The organism is Streptomyces sp. NPDC056061, assembly GCF_042266885.1.
Classification (GTDB): domain Bacteria; phylum Actinomycetota; class Actinomycetes; order Streptomycetales; family Streptomycetaceae; genus Streptomyces.
In genome coordinates this window covers 72,589-94,856 of the sequence record NZ_JBHJWQ010000012.1, presented here as the reverse complement: position 1 = coordinate 94,856, position 22,268 = coordinate 72,589, and the positions used below count along the sequence as shown (strand labels likewise).

13 protein-coding genes are annotated in these 22,268 nt (G+C 72.7%); 10 read left to right on the top strand and 3 right to left on the bottom strand.

Going from position 1 to position 22,268, the window contains the following annotated elements:
- Positions 1-493: 493 nt before the first annotated feature.
- From ACFC79_RS18910 to ACFC79_RS18885, 6 genes are read left to right on the top strand one after another with little or no spacing between them, the layout of a single operon-like run.
- Positions 494-3,175 carry a DUF6603 domain-containing protein gene (locus ACFC79_RS18910; protein WP_376241470.1) on the top strand — a complete coding sequence of 894 codons (2,682 nt, stop codon included), beginning with the start codon at positions 494-496 and terminating at the stop codon, positions 3,173-3,175.
- Positions 3,172-6,708 (top strand): hypothetical protein, encoded by a 3,537-nt coding sequence (locus ACFC79_RS18905; protein WP_376241468.1) that lies wholly within the window; start codon positions 3,172-3,174, stop codon positions 6,706-6,708. The genes ACFC79_RS18910 and ACFC79_RS18905 overlap by 4 nt, the downstream gene beginning before the upstream one ends.
- Entirely contained in the window at positions 6,705-11,543 is a 4,839-nt protein-coding gene (locus ACFC79_RS18900) for a hypothetical protein (RefSeq protein WP_376241466.1), read from the top strand. Before ACFC79_RS18905 ends, ACFC79_RS18900 begins: the two co-directional genes overlap by 4 nt.
- Positions 11,543-13,273 (top strand): hypothetical protein, encoded by a 1,731-nt coding sequence (locus ACFC79_RS18895; RefSeq protein WP_376241464.1) that lies wholly within the window; start codon positions 11,543-11,545, stop codon positions 13,271-13,273. Before ACFC79_RS18900 ends, ACFC79_RS18895 begins: the two co-directional genes overlap by 1 nt.
- Positions 13,270-14,223, top strand: coding sequence for a WD40 repeat domain-containing protein (locus ACFC79_RS18890; protein WP_376241462.1), 954 nt, complete (start codon positions 13,270-13,272; stop codon positions 14,221-14,223). Before ACFC79_RS18895 ends, ACFC79_RS18890 begins: the two co-directional genes overlap by 4 nt.
- Positions 14,224-14,283: 60 nt before the next feature.
- Positions 14,284-15,597, top strand: coding sequence for an Ig-like domain-containing protein (locus ACFC79_RS18885; protein WP_376241461.1), 1,314 nt, complete (start codon positions 14,284-14,286; stop codon positions 15,595-15,597).
- On the opposite strand, the gene ACFC79_RS18880 is transcribed toward ACFC79_RS18885, so the two are convergent.
- From ACFC79_RS18880 to ACFC79_RS18870, 3 genes are read right to left on the bottom strand one after another with little or no spacing between them, the layout of a single operon-like run.
- Complete coding sequence (locus ACFC79_RS18880; RefSeq protein WP_376241459.1) at positions 15,585-15,917, bottom strand: hypothetical protein; 333 nt, start codon at positions 15,915-15,917, stop codon at positions 15,585-15,587. The genes ACFC79_RS18885 and ACFC79_RS18880 overlap by 13 nt on opposite strands.
- A complete protein-coding gene (locus tag ACFC79_RS18875) occupies positions 15,907-17,118 on the bottom strand; it encodes a neprosin family prolyl endopeptidase (protein WP_376241457.1) in 1,212 nt (403 codons plus the stop codon). Before ACFC79_RS18875 ends, ACFC79_RS18880 begins: the two co-directional genes overlap by 11 nt.
- Positions 17,119-17,145: 27 nt before the next feature.
- Entirely contained in the window at positions 17,146-18,390 is a 1,245-nt protein-coding gene (locus tag ACFC79_RS18870; RefSeq protein WP_376241455.1) for a hypothetical protein, read from the bottom strand.
- Positions 18,391-18,752: 362 nt separating this feature from the next.
- Here ACFC79_RS18870 and ACFC79_RS18865 point away from each other — a divergent pair, with 362 nt between their 5' ends.
- From ACFC79_RS18865 to ACFC79_RS18850, 4 genes are all read left to right on the top strand, one after another.
- Entirely contained in the window at positions 18,753-19,139 is a 387-nt protein-coding gene (locus ACFC79_RS18865; RefSeq protein WP_376241671.1) for a DDE-type integrase/transposase/recombinase, read from the top strand.
- Between the two features lie 542 nt (positions 19,140-19,681).
- Positions 19,682-20,572 (top strand): DUF6424 family protein, encoded by an 891-nt coding sequence (locus ACFC79_RS18860; RefSeq protein WP_376241453.1) that lies wholly within the window; start codon positions 19,682-19,684, stop codon positions 20,570-20,572.
- Positions 20,573-20,596: 24 nt separating this feature from the next.
- Entirely contained in the window at positions 20,597-20,890 is a 294-nt protein-coding gene (locus tag ACFC79_RS18855; protein WP_376241451.1) for a hypothetical protein, read from the top strand.
- Positions 20,887-21,963 (top strand): M4 family metallopeptidase, encoded by a 1,077-nt coding sequence (locus tag ACFC79_RS18850; RefSeq protein WP_376241449.1) that lies wholly within the window; start codon positions 20,887-20,889, stop codon positions 21,961-21,963. The genes ACFC79_RS18855 and ACFC79_RS18850 overlap by 4 nt, the downstream gene beginning before the upstream one ends.
- The last annotated feature ends 305 nt before the right edge of the window (positions 21,964-22,268 follow it).

The following is a 22,268-nucleotide window of genomic DNA, read 5'->3' as shown; positions in this document are numbered from 1 at the left end:
GGACGGGGACGTGGTGGGCGGGGGCCGGACCGCTGCTGTCCGTGCCGGGGTCTGGTCCCCCGGTCTCAGAACGGCGGGCCCCGTGCTCGGGGGCGCCTCTGGGATCAGTTGCCGTCCTCGCAGTCGTGGTCGACGACCTGCCCGGCGACCCGGAGCGGGCCGACGACGAAGCCGTCACGGGCAACGGCACCATGAGCAGCCAGAAGCTGACCTGACACTGCGGTCCCGGGACGGGCGGACAGCTCGTCGTGGCCGAGTCGTCCTGCCGGTCGAGGGAACCCTGCCGGTCGGGTGAAATACGTACCACCCGGCTCCGTTCCGCGGTGTGCGGCCATACCCAGTGCGACGGACGGCATTAGCGTCGAGGCGTTCCCGAACCCCATCCGTCGCGGTGGCAGCACTCCAGGCCCCGGGCGGAGAACGGCGACGATCAGATGAACGTCCCTCGCGTCCCCTGTATCTCCGGCATGTCCCGCGTTCCCACGGCTCAGCGGTGACGACCCCGCTGCCGCAACTGGCGGCCCAGCTCCGTGCGGGGCTCGGCCCCCTGCTCCCCGTCCTCGCGGGCCTGCCCGACGACGCCACCCGCAAACAACGGCTCGCGCAGGCGCTCGGCCTTCCCGGCGGCGCCCTGACCCCGGACGCGCTGCTCGCACGGTTCGCCCTGCCGGACGCCGCGTCCCAGGGGGACGTATGGCCGATCCTCATCGACCTGCTGCGGACGGCGGTCGGGCAGTCGCCACCGGCCTGGCAGCTGGTCATCCAGGACGTGCTCACGCTGGGCCCCGGTCCGGTGCCGGCGCCCACCGCCACGGCCCTGCCCCCGACGATCGGCCTCACTTTCGACCTGACCGGCGCGCTTCCCCTCGTACCCGGACTGGCCGTGAGCGACGGGATCAGCCTCGTGCTCTCCCTCCCCTCCGCCACACCCGACGACTCCACGCTCACATTCCGGGCCGACGGCGTCGCTCTGGCATTCACCGGCGATGAACTGCTCGGACTCCTCGTCCCCGGCGGCCTCGCCCTCTCGGGCAGCCTCGCGGTCCAGCTCGACAAGAACGGACTGAGGCTCGAAGGCGGTGCCGCCGGCAAGGGCGTCGCGATTCCCCTGGACAAGGTGCCATCCGTGGTCCGCGCGCCCTCGCTCTACGTCTCCGCCCACGACGGCGGACTCCGGCTCGACGTGGCGTTCGGCGCTTCGCTGCTCGGCCTCGGCGACGCGACCGTCGACGGCGTCGGCCTCGCCATCGGCCCCGGCGGCGGCGGATTCACGGCGACCCCTGTCCCGCCGACGGGCTTCGGGCTCACCCTCGCCGTCGGCCCGGCCAAGGGCGGCGGATTCCTCGCCGTGCACGACGGCCGGTACGAGGGCGCGCTCTCGCTCAGCCTCGGCATCGTCGAGGTGCGGGCCTACGGCATCTTGGACACCGAGCCGGTGTCGATTCTCGTCGTGCTGAGCGCCCTGTTCACTCCGCCCGTCGAGCTCGGCCTCGCCGTCACCCTCAACGCCGTCGGCGGACTCCTCGGCATCGGCCGCGCGCTCGACCGGGCGGCCCTCGCGCAGGTCGTCCAGGCCGGCCACCTCGACGACCTCCTGTTCCCCGCGGACCCCGCCGCGGCGGCACCGCGCATCCTGGCCACCCTGGGCGCGGTCTTCCCCACCCGCCCGGGCAGCACGGTCGTCGGCCCCATGTTCCGGATCGGCTGGGGCCGCCCCGTCTCCTTCGTCACCGCCGACATCGGCGTGGTGCTCCAACTGCCCAGCGGCGTGGTGGGCATCCTCGGCCGGCTCCGGGTCGCCCTGCCCGCCCCCGAGGTGCCGATCCTCGACCTACGGGCCTCGGTCGCGGGCGTCGTCGACGCCGCGAACGGCCTGATCGAGATCATCGCCGACCTGGCCGGCTCCCGGCTCCTCACCGCCTCCGTCGACGGCGGTCTCGCCCTGCGCGTGAAGAGCGGGCAGGACGCCACCTTCGTCCTCAGCGCGGGCGGCTTCCACCCCCGCTTCACCCCACCCGCCGGTTTCCCCACCCCGAAGCGCCTGACCATCACCATCGCGGACAGCCCGCTGCTGCGCATCGTCTTCTCCGGCTACTTCGCCATCACCCCCGGCACCGTCCAGGCGGGCGCGGAGCTGTCCGCCGTCATCGGCTCCCACAGCACCGGAGTCACCGGGCGGCTTTCCTTCGACGCGCTGGTGCGCTGGGAACCCAGCTTCGGCGTCCAGCTCGACCTGAGCGGCTCCTTCGAACTGCGCTTCGCCTCCCGGACTCTGTGCGCGCTCGGACTGCGCGTCCACGTGGACGGGCCCACCCCCTGCTGGCACGTCGCCGGCCGGGCCAGCATGTCCCTGCTCTTCTTCGACGTCAGCTTCCCCTTCGACGAACGCTGGGACTGCACCGGCGAGACCGCCCTTCCACCGCCCCCGGACATCTGCCGGCTCCTGGAGCAGGCACTGGACGACCCGCGCAGCTGGGAGCCGCTCCTGCCGGACGGGGTGCGCGCGATGGTGTCGCTGCGCGCCGACGACGCGGCCGGGGGGCGGCTGCTGCATCCGCTGGGCCGGCCGCGCTTCAGCCAGCGCACGGTCCCGCTGGGCATCGAGGTGGTCCGGTACGGGCCGGGCAGGCTGCCCAAGCCGACCGCCTTCGGCGTGACCGTGACCTTCGCCGGCGGGGTGGGCACTGCGCAGCCGGTCGACGAGGATTTCGCGCGGGCCGACTTCTTCGACCTCACGGACGACGAGAAGCTCACCCAGCCGGCCTTCGAACAACTCTGCTCGGGCAGCGAACTGACCCCGCCCGCCCCCGCGGTGACCGCCCCCCGCTACTCCGTGCCGGTGGAGTACGAGACCAAGTGGCTCGGCGGCCCGGTCGGCACGCCGAAACCCCCGTGGCGGATCACCGACGCGGCCTTCGCCGCGGCGCTCCCCTTCGGGGCCGTGGGCCGCAGCCTCGTGCACGAGCTGAGCAACCGCTACCTCTCGCCGCCGATCACCACGCCGGACAAACCGGTTCTCAAGGACCGCTCGTACGCGATCGTCCTGACCGGCACCCTCAAGGACGCCGGGTTCCCGCGCAAGTCCACCTTCACCGAAGCCACCGCCCTGCTGGCGACCGTGTCGGGCCGGTCCGCACTGCAACAGGTCGTGCCCGCGTACGAGGTGAAGCCGTGACCACATACACCTTCGCGTCCTGGGACCGGTCCGGCGCCGCCGCCTCCCTGATCGACCCCGACGACCTGGTCCGCACCACGCCGGTACGGGGCTCGCTGGCGGCCACGGCCTCCGTGAACGGCCGCCCCGGCCGGCCGGTGCCGGTCCCCGCGCTCCAGCTGTACGGGCCGGGCGACGTCCGGGCCGTCGACCCCAAGGAGATCGTGCGGCTCTTCCCGCTGCCGGGCACACCGGACGCGGAGACCACCCGCTTCCCCCTGGTGGAGTTCGAACGGACCGAACTGCCCTGGCTGTTCACCCCGCTGATGCCGGGGTCCACCGGCGCCCTGCGTCCCTGGCTCGCCCTGGTCTGCGTACCGCTCGCGAAGGGGCGGCCCGAGCGCGCCCCCGGCGTCCCGCTGCCCGTCCTGCGGGTGGCGGGCAGCGAACTGCCCGACCCGGCGACCCTCCACCTCTGGGCGCACGCGCAGACGCTGCCGGGGTACGAGAACGACCCCCGGCGGTCCGTGTCCCGGCTGCTCGCCCCGCGCCGCCTGTTGCCGTACACCGGCTACACAGCCTGTCTCGTCCCCGCCTTCGAGGCCGGGCGGCTGGCCGGGCTCGGGCAGCCCCTGGACGGCGCGGGCCTGGCACCCGCCTGGGGCGTCGGCACGGAGACGCGCGATCTGCCGGTCTACTTCTCCTGGACGTTCGCTACCGCCGAGGGCGGCGACTTCGAGACACTGGCCGACCGGCTGCGGGCCCGCCCAATGCCCGCGCACGCCGGCCGCAGACCACTCGACATCAGCCGCCCGGGACTGTTCGCGACCGGCCCCGGGCCGGTCGTCCAGCAGGTGGAGAGCGCGCTGCGCGCACCCGGCACCCCGGCCCCGGACCCCTGGCCCGTCGGCCCCCAGAGCGCGCAGTGGCGCCAGCTGCTCGCCGACGCGCTGGTGCCGATCGCGGACGGCGAGGGCGACGAGGACCCCGATGTCCTGCCCCCGCTGTACGGAGGCTTCCACGCGCTGCGCAAGCAGGCCGACCCCACCTCGCAGGGCTGGCTCGACACCCTCAACCTCGACCCGCGGTGTCGGGTCGCGGCCGGGCTCGGCGCCCGCGCCGTCCAGGCCGACCAGGAATCCCTCATGGCCTCGGCGTGGCGGCAGCTCGCCGATGTCCGGGCCGCGAACCGGGTGATCGACCTGGGCCGGTTCGCCCGGCTGATCGCCGGCCGGCTGCACCTGAAGCACGTCAAGCCGCTCTCCGCCGACGAGGTACTGCGCCTGGTCACCCCGCTGCAAAGCCGGCTCCCGCTGACCGCGGACACCACCCTGTGGTCGTCAATCCGGTCGAGCCTGCTCCCCAATGCCATGGCCACCACTTCCTTTTTCCGCACGGTGCGCCCGATGGGGGTGCTCAGTCGGCGGGTGGCGCTCACCGCGGGGCTCGCGGCCGGACGGGCGGTGGGCGCCACGCCGCCGCCGTTCGCCACCGTGCTGACCTCGGTCGCCGCGTCCCCCACCGGACTCGCCGTCACCCCCCGCGACCCGGACGGCGCGGTGGGCTTCACCGTGGCGCCCGAGCAGGTCGTGGCCCCCGAGCGGCTGGACGCCGTACGGAAGGTCTTCGCGCCCGCGGACGGGTCGCCGGACGCCTGGAAGCAGATCGCCACCGACGCGGCCGGGCGTTTCCTGAAGCGGCAGGTGACCAGCGAACAGCTCGCCGCCACACCGCCGGTGCCCGCCGTCGCGCTCAACCGCGCCTTCCGCATCACGGACCTGCCCGAAACCGAGGCCCCCGCGGACTTCCTGGCCCGGAGCACGGTGACCCCGGAGGGCGATCTCGTCTTCCCCAGCGGCCGGACCGGTCCGGCCGGGCTCGGCCTGTTCACCGAGCGGCCGGACCCGGGCACGACACAGGGGAGCTTCACCGGCCAGTGGATCGGGCCGTGGGACTCGGTGGCCCATGGGGACGCTGCGGGCTATTGGAAGGGCTCCTGCCACGGAAACTGGGACATGGGGGCCGGCCGCTCGGGCAGCTGGAAGGGCGACTACGTGGGCACCTGGAGCATCAAGTCCGGTGCGGACGGCGGCGACCCCACCTGGCTCGCGCTCTACACGGGGACGTGGGAGTCCGATGCGGAGAGCGGGACCTGGCGCGGCGTGTGCACCGGCACGTGGAGCGAGGGCAACAACACCTCCGATGGTGTCTTCGCCGGGACCTGGCGGTCCACCGTCCGCCATGGAACGTTCCGGGGCAGTTGCCCGGGCACCTGGGACTGGGTCCCCAGCGGTGACAGCGGCCAGTGGTGGGCGGACTGCTTCGGCACCCTCCAGGTGTCCGGCGACGGCCCGGGAGGGGAACAGGATCCCTGGGACACCTCCGTCATCAAGGGCCTCGTCGACCAATGGGGCGAATCCGGGAAGCTCGGCCTCGGCGTCTTCACCGACCCGGGCGTCCTCACCGGACAGCAGGACCAACTGCCCGTCCCCGTCGTGGTCGGCGCCCAGCCCGAGGATCTGAGGGACATGGTCGTCTCGGCGCACGACCGGGTGCTCAAGCCCTCGGACGCGCCACCGGTCCCGCACCGGGACAACTTCCCCGCCCAGCAGACCCAGCAGACGATCGTGGACCTGACGGACCCCGCCGTCACCGTGCCCGCGGTCGTGGGCGCGCGCGTGGACCGGCCTGACGGCGGCGACCCGGAGACCCCGGTGCAGTGGGCGCCGGTCTTCGCCGACGCCATGTGGCCACCGCTGTCGGCCCGGTCCACCGAGTGGATGTTCGGCGGGCTGAACCACGTCCCGGCGGACACGGCGGTCCTGGCGCTCACCAACGCCCCCTTCGTCGCGGCGTACATGGTCGGCCTCAACCACGAGTTCGCCCGCGAGCTGCGCTGGCGCGAGTACCCGACCGACCAGCGCGGCACGTACTTCGCCTCGTTCTGGGGGTACGGAACGGATCTTCCGCCGCTGCACACCTGGCAGCTCGACCTGCCGCTGGGGGCGCATCTGACCGCCCCGCCCGACCGCGTCGTGCTGCTCCTGCGCAGCGCGCTGCTGCGCCGCTACCCCGGGGCGATCATCTACGCGGCGCCGCTGAACGGCACCGACCCCGACGAGGACCACGCCCGCCATCCGATCTTCCGCGGCGGCCTGGACCCCGACACGGCCATGCTGGGCTTCGACCTCACCGAGGCCGAACTCAAGGCGTCCCCATGGTGCTTCGTGATCGCCGAACAGCCGACCGAGCCCCGGTTCGGTCTCGACGACCCCAATCCCGCCTACGGCTGGGGCAGCACCTACCAGGCGCCGGACACCCCGGGCGACGAGGCGGACGACTGGAACAACCTCAGCTGGACCCACCTCTTCGACTCCGAGGCGGCGTACCTGGCCGCGGCCTACGCGCCGGGCACCGTACGTCCGAACGTCGCCTACAACGGTCTCGTGTGGGGCACCAGCGCCGCGGGGACCGCCCGACAGTGCTTCCGGCAGCCCGTCAGGATCGTGCTGCCCGCCGAGCGACTGCTGCACCCCGAGGAGAACGACCGATGACAGAACTCGGCACGCTGCGCCGGGCCGTGGCCGAGGCCGAGGAGCACCGTGCGCTGCTCGGCGCCCACGCCACCGCCGACGACCGCCGGGCCGCCTACACCCGGCTGGAGAAGGCCCGGCGCGCCTTGGACGCGGGGGTGCGCACCTTCGCCGGGAAGGGCTTCGCCCCGCTCCTCGCCGGGCTCGACCCCGACGTGCCGCTCGTGCTCATGCCCGTGCGGCTGGAGACGAGGCTGCGGCTCGGCGGCGGTGGGACGGACGTACGGGCGGTGCACACGCCGGAAGCCGGCGACCGCAAGGCGCACGACCGGAAGGCACACCACCACGGGATGCACGGGCAGGGGGCGCACCGGCAGAGCGCCGACGGGACGGCGATGGACGGGACGGCGATGGACGGGACAGGGAAGGACACACTGCTCGTCCGTATCTTCCCCGACGACATCCACGTCGACTCCCACGAACCCCTGCCGACCGACGGCGAGGTCCAGGAGGGCCGTCGCTACTGGCGGACCGTGTGGCGGGCCGGCCGCACGGAGAACGCGGACGGCGACCGTGCCAGGCTGCAGCTCGCCGCCTGGGGGCAGGTGGCCGGGATGCTCGGCGCCGAGCGGGCCCGGTGGCTGGTCCGGTTGCTCACCCCGCTGTCGGACACCCGGCCGCAGGCACCGGTGCCCGGCACCGACCCGGTGCCGGAGGTGCCGGAGCCGGACTGGCCGGCCGTACCGGTGCGCGCGCGGGGCTGGAACCGGGCGGCGACCGCCTCGACCCTGCCGGACCAGTTCGTCGTACGGGCCTACCAGGGCGACGTGCTGGTCGGCGAGGAGCAGGGCCAGCCGGTCCCGGACGTGGTGCAGATGGGCCCCGACCCGGATGCCGTGCCCCCGTCGAGCGGGCTGCCCCTCGACCCGGGGCTGCGCTGGCTGACGGAGTACACCGAGGCGGAGGCCAACGGGCTCGCCGTCACCGTGCCGCTGCGCGCCGACTTGGGATACGACCGGACCCGGGAGCCCCTGCTCACCCGCGTGGTCGTGTTCGGCGTGTCCGCCACCCTCGCCCCCGAGGCGTCCGCCGACCGGCTCACCCAACTGCTGTCCGGGCGCGACGGCGACGGCGAGGCCGCCTTCGTGTCGCAGGGCACGGCGACCAACCTCCTCGCGGGCGACGTGCCCGCGCCGCCCGCGCCGCCCGACGTCGACCGGCTGCTCGGCGCCACCCCCGCCGCCGCGCCCGACCCCTGGGCCAACAGTGTCCGGACCGCCGCCGCGCTCGGCGTGCCGGCCGACCCCCTCGCCGCGCTGCCCGGCGCCGCCGAACCGGAACAGGCCGACGCGCGCGCCCTGCAGATCGCTCTGTGGAGCGCCACCGGCGACTTCTACCTCGACGAACTCCTGGAGAGCGACCAGGGAACCACGGAACTCCCCGTCGACCGGAGCTGGCTGCGCCGCCACCACATCGAGCACGTCCGGGCTCGCGGCCCGCTGCCGGTGCTGCGGATCGGCAGACAGCCATACGGCCTGCTGCCGGTCACGGCCACCGCGCGGTGGCAGGCGGACGAGTTCGAGCCGTCGGGCCTCGCGGGACTGCATCGCGTGCTCGGCGTGCTGCGCCCGTTCTGGGAGGTGGGTGTCGGAACCCTGCCCCGGGTCGGCGGTCCCGACCAGCCCGGGGACACCCTGCCGCTCCCCAAGCCCGAGCGCGACGTCCTGCGCGCCCTGGGCATGGCCCCGGTGTCGCAGACCGTGTCGGTCCGGTCCGTCCAGGGCGGGCTGCTCGCCTGCTTCAAGGACATCGGACTCGGTCTGGCCGGCACCAACTTCACCACCACCGGCTTCTGCATGGGCGACACCCCGGAGGACGTGCAGTCCCGTGCCCTCGACGAGGCCCTGGGCATCACCTACCGGCCGCGGATCAGTCACCACGTCAACGGCGCGGCCGGCCGGCTCTGGCTGCCCTCCGTCCAGCCGGACCTGCCCGAGGGCCAGGACCCGGTCGAGGTGGTGAAGGACTTCCTGAACGGGGTCGTCACACGCTTCGACGTGCTGAACCTGGTCGTCGGCAACCAGGAGGCGCGCACCCTCCTGGAGGCGCTGCTGAAGCACACCGCCAACCTGGAGTACGGGCGGGCCGCCGCCGGGGTCAAGGACCCGGAGGAGGTACAGGCCCGGTTGCGGTTCGCCCAGGTGCTGTTCAATCCCGACAAGCTGCTGCCCACGCTCAGCGCGTCGGGTCTGAAGGCCAAGCCCTTCACCCTCGGCACGATCATGCAGCTGCCCGCGCCGACGACCGCCACCGGGACCGAGTCCACCCCCAAGGCCGGCCACACGATCAGGCACCCGACCGACACGGGGCAGGACGTCGACCCGGCGCCGACGGTGTTCCAGACCATCCTGGACGCACGCACGGCCATGGCCGGTCAGGTCCTCAAGGCGGTGACCCAGAACCGCGGGGTGCTCACCCTGACCGGAACCGAACGGCCCTGGAGCGTCCGGCTCGCGGAGATCGACGCGGCCCTGCAGTACCTCGCGGGACGGGTGACAGACTGGAACGCCCGCGGGGACGCCTTCGGCCCCCTGGAGCGGCTGCTCGGCGAATGCCTCGACCTGGTCTCCCACCGCCTCGACGCCTGGATCGGTTCCCTGGCCACCGCCCGGCTCGCGGCGCTGCGCGAACGACGCCCGACCGGGGTGCAACTGGGTGCCTACGGCTGGGTGGAGAACCTCTCGCCGCGCACCGACCCGCTCAGCCGGGGCTGGGTGCTCGCGCCCTCGCTCCCGCAGGCCGCCACCGCCGCCGTCCTGCGCAGCGGCGCCCTGTCGCACCCCACCGATCCCGGCGCCTTCGCGGTCGACCTCTCCTCACGGCGGATGCGGGTGGCCACGACCGTCCTCGACGGGGTCGCCCAGGGGCAGCCCTTCGGGGCGCTGCTCGGCTACCGGCTGGAGCGACGGCTGCACGACGAGGGCGAGGCGCCCGGCTCGACGCTGGTACTCGACCGGTTCGTCGCCCCGCTGCGCGCCAAGTGGTCGGTGCAGGGCGTCCAGCACCCGGGCACGGGAGCCCAGGAGTTCATCGGTGCCCACGACGTCACCGACGGCGCGCGGCTCGCCGACGTGCCGGAGGACGACGTCATCGCGTATCTGCGGGCGAATTCGGGCGACCCGCAGATGACCGGCCCGGAGGAGCAGGCCGTCCGGCAGAACCTCGCGGCGCTGCGCGACGACCTCGACGCCGTCGGGGACCTGCTGCTCGCCGAGAGCGTCCACCAACTGACCCAGGGCAACCCGGACCGGGCCGGCGCCACCCTGGAGTCGTTGGCCGCCGGCGGACAGCCGCCACCGCGGCCCCAGGTGCTCGACGCACCGCGCCGGGGCGTCCCGGTGGCCCACCGCGTCCTGGTCGTCGTGCCGAAGGAGACGCCGCGTGCGGCGGGCTGGGACAGTGCACCGCAGACCGAGCGGCCACGGGCGCAGGCCGAGCCGCGGCTCGACACCTGGGCCGGGCACCAGTTGGGCACCACCGACCGGATCAGACTCCGGGCCGCCTGGCTGCGCCCCGGCCAGGTGGACGCGCCGGGGGTGGCCACCGTCACCGAGCACGCCTGGCCGCTCACCGAGTTCTGCGCGCTCGACGTGGTGGCGCTTGCCGCCGGGGGCCGGCTGCGGGCCGCGCTGACCACCGCGCTCCTCTCGCAGCGGCCGCCGAACGTGCCCGCCGACGCCCTCCCCGTGCTGCGCACGGACCGGGGCACGGGCTGGTCGCGGACGACCCTGGGCATCCTTCAGGTGGAAGCGCTCGGCGCGGCGGTCGCCGGGGTGCTCGCGGCGGGCCGGCCCGGGACCGCGGCCGACCTGGCCCACGCGTACACCGCGCCGCTGGACACCGCGGACCCGGAACTGCACGCCCGGGCGGAGCAGGCCCGCGCCGGCCTCCACGCCGCCGTGACCGCGCAGGACCTGGACGAGCTCGCCGCGTTCGGGGTGACCGGACCGCCGGACGGAACCACGGAGGAGCGGGCCGACCAACTGGCCGCCGCACTGCGCGAGGCCCGGACGCGGCTGGCGGCGGCGGACGCGGCGGCGACGCCCGCCGGGCCGCGGGCCGACAGCGCGGTCCTGGAGGCGGTCTTCGGCTCCGGTTTCCGGGCTGTGAGCCTGGTGACGCCGGCCGACGCGGCGACGCTCGACGCCTCCTTCGGCACCGGGCTCGACCGCGGCGGCGATCCCACGCTCGTGCCGGGCGACTGGGCGGAGCTGATGGGCACGGTCCGCGCGGGCACCGGTGCCCTCGCCGACCTGCTGCTGCACACCGGGGCCGCGGCGACCGGCATCGGCCACACCCTGCGCATCGGCCAGATGCCCTTCGCACCGAACGACCGCTGGGTGGGTGCCCTGCGCACCCCCGCCGACGAGGAGAAACCGGCCACCGGCCTGGTGGTGCACGGCCCCGCCCAGTCGCTCGCCTCGGGCAGTGCGGCCGTCCTCATGGTCGACGCCTGGCCGGACCTGATCCCCGCTCAGCAGCACACGGCGGGCGCCACCTTCCACTTCGACGCGCCCGGTGCGCGCGCCCCGCAGGCCGTACTCCTGGCCGTACCGCCGGTGGTCGGCCTGCCCTGGACTCCGGACGTGCTCGCCGACACCATCGGCGAAGCGCTCGACCTGGCGAAGCTGCGCCTGGTGGACCTGGACGCGCTGGGCTGGCTGGGGCGCTACCTGCCCGCCGCCTATCTGCCCGAGTCGGCGATGGGGACGGCGCCCAGCGTGCACATGAAGGACCTGATGATGCGACCGGATCTGGCCACGGTCATGGCGCAGCTGATCAAGAAGGAGTCCTGATGACGTTCGACGTCATGGCCTTCGGCCAGTTCCACCGCGTGGAACCGGTGGTCCGGCCGAGCGGCACCGGTGGTCAGCTCGACGAGGCGCTCGCCGCCCGGGTCGCCGACCCGCTCTTCCTGCTCGCCCGGCAGTGGCAGATGGCGGAGTTCGCGGGCGAGGACACCGGTTCGCCCGTCCGATGCCGGATCAGCACCGAGAGCACCCCGCTCGACGCGTTCCGCGCGGGCGGCGACGCGCCGGGCGTCAGCCTGCCGAAGGGCATGCCGCTCGAGTACCTGGCGGAGGCCGGGGCCGCACCGGGCGAGGCCCTCCAGGAGCTGCCGCTGCGGGCCGCTGCCTGGGCCGGTCGGCGCTTCCTCGACACGCTGCGCACCCAGAGCCTTTCGGACACCGTCCTGGACCAGATCGACGCGGCGGTGCTCGCCAAGGCGCCGCTGCCCGAGCCGCCCGCGAACCCGGACGACGATCCGCTGCGTCGCGACCCGGGCGGGCAGGCCCTGCGCGACGTGCTGGCCGAGCGGGCGCCCGACGGCGTCGCGCTCGCCGGATACCTGGACGGCGGCTGGCACCCGCCGGGGCTCACCGACGCGCAGCGGACCGCCTTCGACCAGGCGGCACAGCTGTGGCGGGACTGGTTCCGGGCCCGGTACCAGCCGCCGGTGCCGTCGAGCTGGGCACGGGAACGGCTGGAGCACCGCTTCGCGGTCACGGCGGCGCCGGGCGGGCGTCCGGTCACGCTGACGGCGCCCGAGTACCCCGGTGGCACAGCCGACCCGTACCAGTTCGACCTCGACACCGGTACGACTCCGCTGCCCGCCCCGGTCGGCGGCACGCCCGCGGAGGTGCTGCCCACCCGGGTCGCATACCCGGGCATGCCGGCCGAGCGCTGGTGGGAGTTCGAGGACACGACGGTCAATCTGCCCGCCATCGGGGCGGGCGTGCCGGACCTGGCCCGGCTGCTGGTCGTCGAGTTCGCGAACATCTACGGCAACGACCACTGGATGATCCCGGTGGAGCTGGCGACGAGCGCGCTGCACCGGATCGCCGGGCTCACGGTCGTCGACACCTTCGGGGACGAGACGACGGTCGACCCCGTCGAGGACGACCACTGGTCGGTGTTCCGGCTGACGAACGCTCAGGACGGCACTCCTGGGCCGCCGTTGCTTCCGTTGCTGCCGACCGCCTCGGCGCGCCTGGAGGGCACCCCCGTGGAGGAGGTGCTGTTCGCCCGCGACGAGATGGCCAACCTGGGGTTCGCCATCGAGCGGACGGTGCAGAGCGCCACCGGCCGGCCGCGGGCGCGCGGCGACGAACCGCCCGACGACGATCCGCAGGTGTCGCCGACCGACCCGACGGCGCTCGCCTATCGGCTGGTCACGGCGGTCCCGGCGCACTGGATCCCGCTCGTGCCGGTGCCGCTGGCGACGGGTTCCGCGGCGGTGTGCCTGCGGCGCGGACAGATCCCCCGGTTCGGTCCGGACGGCACCCGGCTGCCGCAGCTCAAGGCGGCCGGCCGGATTCTGGAGCCGGAGGCGAAACGGGTGTTCTTCCGCGACGAGGAGGTCCCGCGCTCGGGAGTGACGGCCGGGAGAGTGCCGGTGGTGGCGCGCGGCGAGGACGGCCGGACCTACCCGTGGGTGGGCCGCCGGGTCAGGGCCGGCCGGGGCGAGGCGGCCAGCGCACTCGCATTCGACGACGCCGTACCGCCCGGGGGGACGTCGGCATGAAGGCGAACATGTATGCGATGGCGATGGCCGTGACCTCCGACGCGGTGGAGATCGTCGCGACGGACTCCACCGGACGCCTGTTCCGCTGGGACCGGGTGCGCGAGACCCTCCTGGCCGGTCCGGTGCCCCTGGTGCCGCACACGATCTGGGGCATGGTGCTGACGCCCGACGACCGGGAGGTCGTCACCGCGTCCAGCGACGGCACGGTGGGCCGCTGGGACCGGCTGACCGGCCTCTCCGTGGCCGCGCCGATCGCCGCCCACGAGGGCCCGGCCCTGGCCCTGGCCCGTACCCGCGACGGCGCCGAGATCGTCTCCGTCTCCCAGGACGGCACGGTCCGTCGCTGGGAGCTGTCGACCGGAGCGGCGCTCGGCGAGCCGCTGCGCGGACACACCGGCACGGTGCAGGCGGTCGCCGTCACCCCCGACGACGCCGAGATCGTCTCGGGCGGGGTGGACGGCACCGTGCGCCGCTGGGACCGGACGACCGGCACACCGATCGGCGGGCCGCTGCTCGGCCACAGCGGGCCCGTACAGTCCGTGTCGGCGGGCTCCGCCGGGCGGCAGTTCGCCTCCGGCGGCATCGACGGCACGGTGCGCCGCTGGGACCGGCACTCCGGGCAGCAGGTCGGCGGCCCGCTGGTGACGGGCTCACCGGTGCGTGGGCTCGTGCTGACTGGGGACGGCGAGATCACCGCCGGCTGCGCCGACGGCACCCTGCACCGCTGGGACCCGGGCGGGCAGCTCATCGGAGCGGTTCTTCCGGCGCACGGCGACGTCGTCTGGACCATGGCGACGACTCCGGACGAGGCCGAGCTGATCACGGCCGGCTGGGACACGATCATTCTGCGGTGGGAGCGGATCACCGGGGTGCCGCTCCGGCCGGCGCGGACGGAGACCCGGATCGAGCCCGTGCCCCGCATGGAGCTCCACGGCAGCACGCCCTTCTGACCCCCTTCCCGTTTTCCCACCCCCTCTCTCCGTCTCCTCTCCTCTTGCGTGGGAGCGCCGATGCCGACCATCACTCTCGACACCTCGCAGTTGACGTCTCCTCACGTCGCCGTCCTCGGAGCCCGCGACGACGCGGAGTACGGGGCCCGCGGCAGGCCCCGGGGCGGTCTCGTCGACGGGGCGGCCGATCCGCCGCCCGTGGTGGAGCTGCCCGTCGGCACCGGCTACCGGCTGCGGCTCGGCGACGGCATCACGGCCGCCGTCGCCTTCGACGTACGTGCGGACGGCACCCTGGACTTCGCGTCCCCATACGACGTCTTCCTCACCGGCCGCGGCAGCCGGCGGCTGACCGTGCGCGGCGCGCCGGTCCTCGTCGACGCTCGGAGCCTGGACCATCCGCTCACCCCCGACCTGCCGGGCGCGGCTCCACTGGCGCCGGACCGGACACACGAGCTGCGCCTGCTGCCCGCCTCGGGGTACCGGCTGAGGGTCGAGGCGGGCACCGCCGACGGGGGCCTCGGCTTCTCCGTCACCGCCGACGGAAGGGTCCGGCTCTCGCCGGAGGCGGCCGGGCTCGCCGAGGCCGCCGGGGACACCCTGACGGTCCGCGGGCGCACCGTCACCGTCGACGGGCGCGGCCTCTCCCATGGCCTGCTGCCGGTCGGCGTGCCGGGAGCTGCCGCAGGGGCCTTTCTGTCCCCGGCCGACTTGCACCGGCTCACGCTGCTGCCGGCCGCCGGATTCGGCTTCCACGCGGGCCCCGGCGTGCCGGCCGACTTCTCGTACACGGTCCGCCGCGACGGGACGGTCGACTACGACACGTCCTGCGACGCGTTCCTGACCGGACGAGGCACGGACACCCTTGTTGTCGGAGGGTTCCCGGTGGTGCTGTCCGCGGCCGACGCCGACAGCGACCTGCTCGGCCTCGCGGCCCTCCACGGTGGGCGGGATGCGATGCTCCGTGCGCCCCGTGAATTGGCCGCTGTCCTCGTTCCGGCGAAGGGCTATCAGCCGCGCACCGTGCACGGCGTGTGCACCGGCTTCCGCGTCGCCCGCGACGGCACCCTGAGCGCGGATCCGGCCGCCGCTGGATCCTACAGTGCCAGGACGGAGGTCCGCGTGCCGGCGACCCTGACGGTACGGATCGCCCGCATCGGGGCCGGCGGGCCGGCACCCCGCGGCCGTGTGACCTTCACCGCCGACGGGCTGCGTCTCGGCACAGTCCCGCTCGACGCGGTGGGCCTGGCGAGCCTGCGCACCGCGACCGTGCCGACCGGCGCCCGGGAGGTCGTCGTCACGTACGAGGGCGACGACGCCCACCGCCCGTGCACCACGACGTTCCGCTTCCGGAGCGGACGCGCTCACGAGGTCTGATCGGTGGACGGCTTGTCGGGTTCAGGGGGCGGCTCGGGGTTGGGGACCGGCGGGGAGTCGCTGACGATCCGTTTGCCGTCCAGGGTGTAGTCCCGGTGCCGACGGCGGGGCGTGTAGCCCTCGGGGCAGAGCCTTCGGCCCCGTACGGCCGAGGACGCGGGGAAGACAGGGGAGGGCGGCGGCGGGCCGGTCGCGTCGGGGGGCGGTGGTGACGCGGCACCTTCTCCCGCCAGGTCGGTCCGGACGCACTCGATGTCCGGATCGACCTCGGAGGGGATCACCTCGGGGCGGCCGTCCCCGGGCGGGACGTCACTCGACACCGCCGGGGCCTCCCCAGTAGAAGTTCGATCCCCAGGCCGTCGTCCCGGAGAAGTCGACAGCGATCTGGTAGGCGTTCGGGTTGGTCGCCACGGGATAGCCCGCCAGCGGCTGCATCGTGCCGGCCGGGTCGGACTGGTAGGCCATGTTGCGCATGTAGGCCGCGTGGCTCCATCCCTCGGACGGGAAGTGCCCACTGCCCATCTGGGTCCAGGTGGGATCGGGGTGGTGGACCTTGTCGTCGACGATCTCGCCGCCCCAGTTGATGTGCCCTGCCTGGTTGTACAGTCCGGAGGAATTGAACAGGCTGCGAGGGAAGCCGCCCATCCATTCGTTCCCGATGCGGACCCACCACTTGTCCAGATACAGCATGACCTTGACGGACAGTTCGTACTGGTCGCCGCCGTCGACGCTCTCCGCCATCCGGATGCCGGGGTAGACCGTGCTCGACAGCTGCTCCCAGCCCTTGACGTCCGGGGCGTAGCCGCCGAGGTAGTCGCCGCTCTGCGTGTAGTTGTTGGTGGTGTAGAAGAGGAACAGGTGCGGACCCCAGTCGCCGTAACGGTCGTAGTAGGTCATCGAGCCCACCTCGACGGTCTGCACATCGGTCCCGGCACCCGACCCTCCCGTTACCCACAGCTGACCGAGCGAGAACTCGCTCGACCACTGGACGTAGGGCCGCCAGGTGTTGATGACGCCCTCGGTGCCGTAGTGGAGCACCGGCTGCACGACTTCCGCGTACTTGTGCACGGGTTGGGTGCCGAGGGACCGGATGCCGGTGTCGTCCGGCGGCGTGACGCGTTTCGCGTAGGGCCCCTTCGACAGGTAGTCCTGCAGGGTGCCGACCGGGGTGATGCGGTCCAGGGGCTTGCGCAGCATCGGGACGGTGCCGGGCGGCCCGGTCCCGGCGTCCGGATCGGGCGATTCGAAGGGCTGCGGGAGCCCGCGGCGGTGGGAGCCGTACAACTCCGGCGGCTCGATGTCGGGTGGTTCGCCGTGGAACTCGCGGGGGACCCAGTCGAGTTCGTCACCGTCGGCCGTCATCGTGCGGGCGACGACCTCGCGCCGGGCGTACTGGTCCCTGAAGTACTGCCGGATCTCCTCCAGCCGTTCGGCGTCCTGGCGGTCCAGGTCCCGGCCGGCCTGTGGCCGGGGGAAGGTCCGGGGCGCGTCGGGATTGCGCAGGATCCTGCCCGCTTTCATCGTTCTCTCCTCCACGGGCCGGCCCGGTCAGGGGCCGACGGTGAACTCGACGTACTGGGGATCGACGAACTGGAACGTGCTGCCGCCCTGGAGCGTGTAACCGGTGGCGACCCAGTTCGTATCGTCGGGATGGCCCAACGCGCAGCTGAGGTAGTCGCCCCACAGATCGCCGTACGGCCCGTCGGTGCTGTCCCGCGTCCCGGCCAGCACCCAGGCCGGGTCTTCCAGAAACCCCACGACATGACGGGGGTTGAGCGTGCCGCCACCGCCGAAGAAGAGCGAGATCCCGACCTCGCCGTCGTCGTTGGGGCAGGTGGCGGGGTAGGCGTACGCGTTGTCGTGGTTCCACAGGTCCGGCTCGGAGACGACCGCCATAGTGGTGGTGTTGACCACGAGCGCCTTGAGCCACGGCTGCGGGTGGTCGCTCGTGGGCAGGGCGTGCCAGAGGAAGCCGACCGTGTCGCCCGCCACCCATCCCGCGGTGGCCCTGGCTGTCAGTTTGCCCAGCCAGTTGGAGCCGTTCGGGCAGCGCGACACGTAAGCGCCCAGCGTCGTACTGCCGGTCCAGGCGCCGGGCGTGGTGATGTCGGTCCGGGTCCAGGAACTGCCGTCGGCGTCCGGCCACCGGAAGATCCGTACGGGGTTCTGCACGGTCTCGGACATGAGGTACATGTCCGTGGTCGCACCGCGCGCGAGGCAGAAGGACGTGTCCGTCGTGGTGGTGTAGTAGACGTACGACAGCTGCTGCTGCGCCAGCTGCCCCAGCGAGATCTTGAAGACCATCGTGGCGGCCCAGGCCGTACCGCGGAACACGTTGTACGTGATGTAGAGGTGCTCGTTCGCGGTGGCGATGTCGGGTCGGTCGAACGTGGTTCCCGTGGTCCAGGTGGGGTCGAAGAGACCGGGGCTGAAGTCCCAGTAGGTCCACGATCCGGGGGCGGGCGTCCCGTCGGTGGAGACGGCCAGCCGGAAGATGTTCGACCCGTCGGCGTCCGCTTTGTACTGGAGGAGCCAGATCCACAGGTTCCGGGTGCGCTCGTGCAGGGTCATCTGATCGCAGCACAGGCCGCCCGCGGCGAGCGGGAACACAGCGAAAGGATCGACCTGTGTCCAGGTTGATCCACCATCCTGCGAACGGCTGGCGTAGGTGTTTCCGGTCAGGAAGGCCTGCCCCAGGAAGCGGGCGGCGGTCGGTTCGTCGTCCACCGACGTGATCAAGCCCGTCGCGGCGTTGTTCAGCCCGGTATTGAGGACCAGGTTCACGGAGGACATGTGGCGTCACCTCGTCTCAACCTGCTCGGCAGCCCTCAGGGGGGCGCCTCGTATCCGGGGACGGGCGGAACTTCGGTGGGCGGGACATCGGCGTGCCGAGGACGTGCGGGGATGAACTGCTGTTGCCGCCGTTCGAGCCTCGCGCGTTCGTGCCGTTCGACGTCCCCTTCCCGAGGGGGCCGCTCGTGCGGGAGCTTCGCAGCGTCCTCCGGGCTCACCGCCGCGATGACCGGACCGGGCCGCGGGGGCTCGTACTCGAAGGGGCCGCTCACAGGAGGGCCGTACAGGTCACTGCTCATGGGAACCTCTCGGCGCGTCGGATGCGGTGAAGAGGTCGCAAACACAGCCGGTCGCCGGTCTCCATTGTCCTCCCACCCGAATGCCGGCGCAGCCCGACGCCCGCGCGGGCCGGTGACCCACGTCCGACAGGGACAAACCACTCGCCTGTTTCCACTCGCCATGCCGCGGACGACGACCTGACCCGTGACCTGGTCAGGGGCGACTTCACCGCCCACGGGCCAAACTGGCTGTGGGGCACTGACCTGACCGTGATCCCCACCGGGGAGGGACCGTTGGGGCTGTCCGCGATCCGCGACGCGTTCTCCCGCCGGGTCGTGGCCCGGGAGACCTCCGCCCACGCGGATGCCGACCTGGTCCCCACCTCGCTCGAATACGCCCTGGCCAGCCGCGAAGTCACCCCGGTGAGCTCATCCGCCACGCCGGCCACGGCTGTCAATACACGTCCGTGAAGCTCACAACACGCTTGGTCAGGGCCGGTATCCAGGTGCCATGGGCTCGGTCGGCGACTCGTTCGGCAATGCCCTGGCGGAGAACCCGTGGATGGTCGTCCGACGCCGGCATGGTTGCGACGGGTGCTCGCGGCCGGTGTTCTGCGCACGGTGCGGGTGCAGCAGCTCACCTGCACCATCACCGAAGGCACTGAGGAGATGGCCTGGTGGGGAAAGCAACGGAAAAACCTCACACCAGCGAGGCAGCACCCCTCTGGCTTGAAGACGCGTCTGCGCCTGCTCCGCTTGGATGCCGGGCCAGGCACTTCGACGATGACGTTCAGATACCACCGAATCTGCGACAGAGCCGTTCGTTTGGCAGACCTGATAGACACGGTTGGCAGCGGCAGCCCTCTTGATCTGCCCTGCTCGGACCGACAACACTCCGCCAGTTCATCGGCTGCTCGGGTTGGCGTACCTCCGAGCCCGGACGGACGATGAAGACAGAGGCACTCGGCACCGTGGGCCGGACACGGACCGCGGTCGGCATGTGGAGGTCGGACATGGCCCGATCCGGTTCCCTTGCATCGTCCCCGATTCCCGACTCGCTCAAGCTCGGCGGGGTCGAGTCGGAGAACCACCCCTGGAAGATTCGGCTGGTCGAGCACCCCGAGCGCTTCGAGTCGTCGTTCTTCCTCGCCGCGAAGAGGACGGCGCACAAGATTCTTGACGAGATGAGTGACACGGATCTGCCGTACGGGCCCCGGCCCGCCGGGTCCGAGCACTGGGAGATGCACCATGGAGGCAGCCTCTGGGCCAAGGGAGCGGGCGGCTGGCGGATGTACCGGGCCCGGGTGGGCGTCGAGTGGAGCATGCAGTTCTGCGCCGAGCCGGTGAAGGTCGACCGGCTCAGGCAGGAGGCGGCCGACCTCGTCGATGCCTTCCCGCTGACCCTGCCGGCCCTCGCCGAGCTGGGATACGAGGAGGGCGACGCACTGCTGCGCACCCCGATCAAGGACGCGGACGGTGTGGAGGCGTGGACCGACTCGTTGTTCAACGCGTGCGTGCCCATGACCCGCGGCAACCACCAGGGGATTCTGCCCAAGGTGCCCGGTGAGCACCACTATCCCTGGCCGGTCAAGGGGGCGGACTTCGTCCGCTACGACGACTTCCAGCTGTGGGTGACCCTCCCCGACGGTACCCATGGCGCCGTAGCTCCGGTGGACCGGCGGGGTTCCGGAGACGGACACGTCCGCCTGGTGCACGTGCCTGAGAGCAGCAGGGCGGCGGAGACAGTGGCCGAGGCACAGGAGCGGGGGCTGATGGCGGTCCTGCCGCCGAACAGCTCCGCCGCGCTCCAGGCGTTTGCCGGGCAGATCGACCCCGAACGACGCACCGCAGCCGGCCATCTGGCCACGGGCCGGGCGCGCGGGAACGGCCGAGGCTCCCGCTGAGGGCTGTCCCGACGAGGAGCCGATATGCCACACAGGATCGTCATCTGCCCCGACGGGACGAGCAATCAGGTCGGCGCCTGCCACCCCACCAACGTGGTGCGGCTGTTCGACACGCTGGAGGCCGACGCCCTCTCGCACCAACTCCTCCAGTGCATCATGCCGTCCCGCTTGAATGCATTCGTGCCCAGCACCACGGTGGCAGCGTCTTGCCGACAGCACAGTTTTCACCGGACCGTCTTGAGGCACGCGCACAGGCGCGAGCGTCAGGCGGATGAAGTGCGCTACCGCCATCCGCACCGATCGGAGCACATCCCATGACCGACGACATCCGAGGTTTCTCGCCCAGGTCCGTGGCCACGACGCCGTGTGCGATCGTGCCACCGCATCTACTCGACCGGCTGGCCCGAGCTGAGGACCCGGCCGTGCGCGATCCTGCCCGCCGCACTCTGGCGCTCGACGCGGCACAACGCGTCCAACGCAGGCTGACGGCCGAGATCAGCCCGACCGTCGCCCCGCCGACGCGCGGCCCCGACCACTCCGACCGCACCATCTGCGACGTCGAGCACCGGCAGGAGTTGCCCGGCAGACGCATACGCGGAGAAGGAGAGGCCGACGTACCGGACGCCTCGGTCAATCACGCCTACGACGGCCTCGGAGCCACCTTCGACTTCTATCTGCAGACCCTGTCCCGCTCCTCCATCGACGGGGCCGGCCTCCCACTGGATGCCAGCGTTCACTACCGCCGCGACTACGACAACGCCTTCTGGGACGGCGAGCAGATGGTCTTCGGCGATGGGGACGGGCGCATCTTCGGCGACTTCACCCAGTCCCCCGACGTCATCGGCCACGAGCTCACTCACGGCGTCACCCAATACACCGCCAACCTGGCATACGTGGGCCAGTCCGGAGCCCTGAACGAGCATCTGTCCGACGTATTCGGGTCCCTGGTCGAGCAGTACGCCAAGGATGAGTCGGCCGAGGAAGCAAACTGGCTGATCGGAGAGGAACTGCTGCGCCCCGGAGTGCGGGGCGTCGCGTTGCGCTCGATGAAGGCGCCCGGCACCGCGTACGACGACGACGAGCTCGGCAAGGATCCACAGCCCGCCCACATGAACGACTATGCGCACACCTTCGCCGACAACGGCGGCGTGCACATCAACTCGGGCATCCCCAACCACGCCTTCTACCTCGCCGCGACTCAGCTCGGCGGCCACGCTTGGGATCGCGCAGGCCATGTCTGGTACGACGTGCTCACCGGTGGCACGCTCGCCAGCGACGCCGACTTCACGTCCTTCGCACGGCTGACGGCGGGCGCCGCCGATGCCTACGGGCCACAGGTGCTCGAGGCGGTACTCCAGGCGTGGGATGCGGTCGGCGTGCCCGCGGGCTGAGTCAGCCGGTGTCCCGGTAGAGCTGAGCGCCCGCATGGATCGGCACAAAGGGCTTCTGCACCTACGGCCGGGCTCTCGTTCCCGCCGACGAGGACCAGTACGAGTTCCTCGTTCGCCGCGGCATCGACGACAGCGGACCTCCTGTCCGAAGTCCGAAGTCCGAAGGGAGTTCGTGCGTGTAGGCCGTCCGGCGGCATCCGGATGGTGATCCGAAAGATCACCACGGACGATGGTGCCCGAGGGGCCCGGCGCAGCACCAGGTCTCCTGGTCCGCTGCGGGGATCGGACGCTCCGCGACGCCGCCG

Coding starts and splice junctions, on each gene's coding strand:
- ACFC79_RS18875 (WP_376241457.1), bottom strand. CDS start 17,118: ATGAAAGCGGGCAGGATCCTGCGCAATCCCGACGCGCCCCGGACCTTC.
- ACFC79_RS18850 (WP_376241449.1), top strand. CDS start 20,887: ATGACCGACGACATCCGAGGTTTCTCGCCCAGGTCCGTGGCCACGACG.
- ACFC79_RS18885 (WP_376241461.1), top strand. CDS start 14,284: ATGCCGACCATCACTCTCGACACCTCGCAGTTGACGTCTCCTCACGTC.
- ACFC79_RS18855 (WP_376241451.1), top strand. CDS start 20,597: ATGCCACACAGGATCGTCATCTGCCCCGACGGGACGAGCAATCAGGTC.
- ACFC79_RS18895 (WP_376241464.1), top strand. CDS start 11,543: ATGACGTTCGACGTCATGGCCTTCGGCCAGTTCCACCGCGTGGAACCG.
- ACFC79_RS18890 (WP_376241462.1), top strand. CDS start 13,270: ATGAAGGCGAACATGTATGCGATGGCGATGGCCGTGACCTCCGACGCG.
- ACFC79_RS18900 (WP_376241466.1), top strand. CDS start 6,705: ATGACAGAACTCGGCACGCTGCGCCGGGCCGTGGCCGAGGCCGAGGAG.
- ACFC79_RS18860 (WP_376241453.1), top strand. CDS start 19,682: ATGGCCCGATCCGGTTCCCTTGCATCGTCCCCGATTCCCGACTCGCTC.
- ACFC79_RS18870 (WP_376241455.1), bottom strand. CDS start 18,390: ATGTCCTCCGTGAACCTGGTCCTCAATACCGGGCTGAACAACGCCGCG.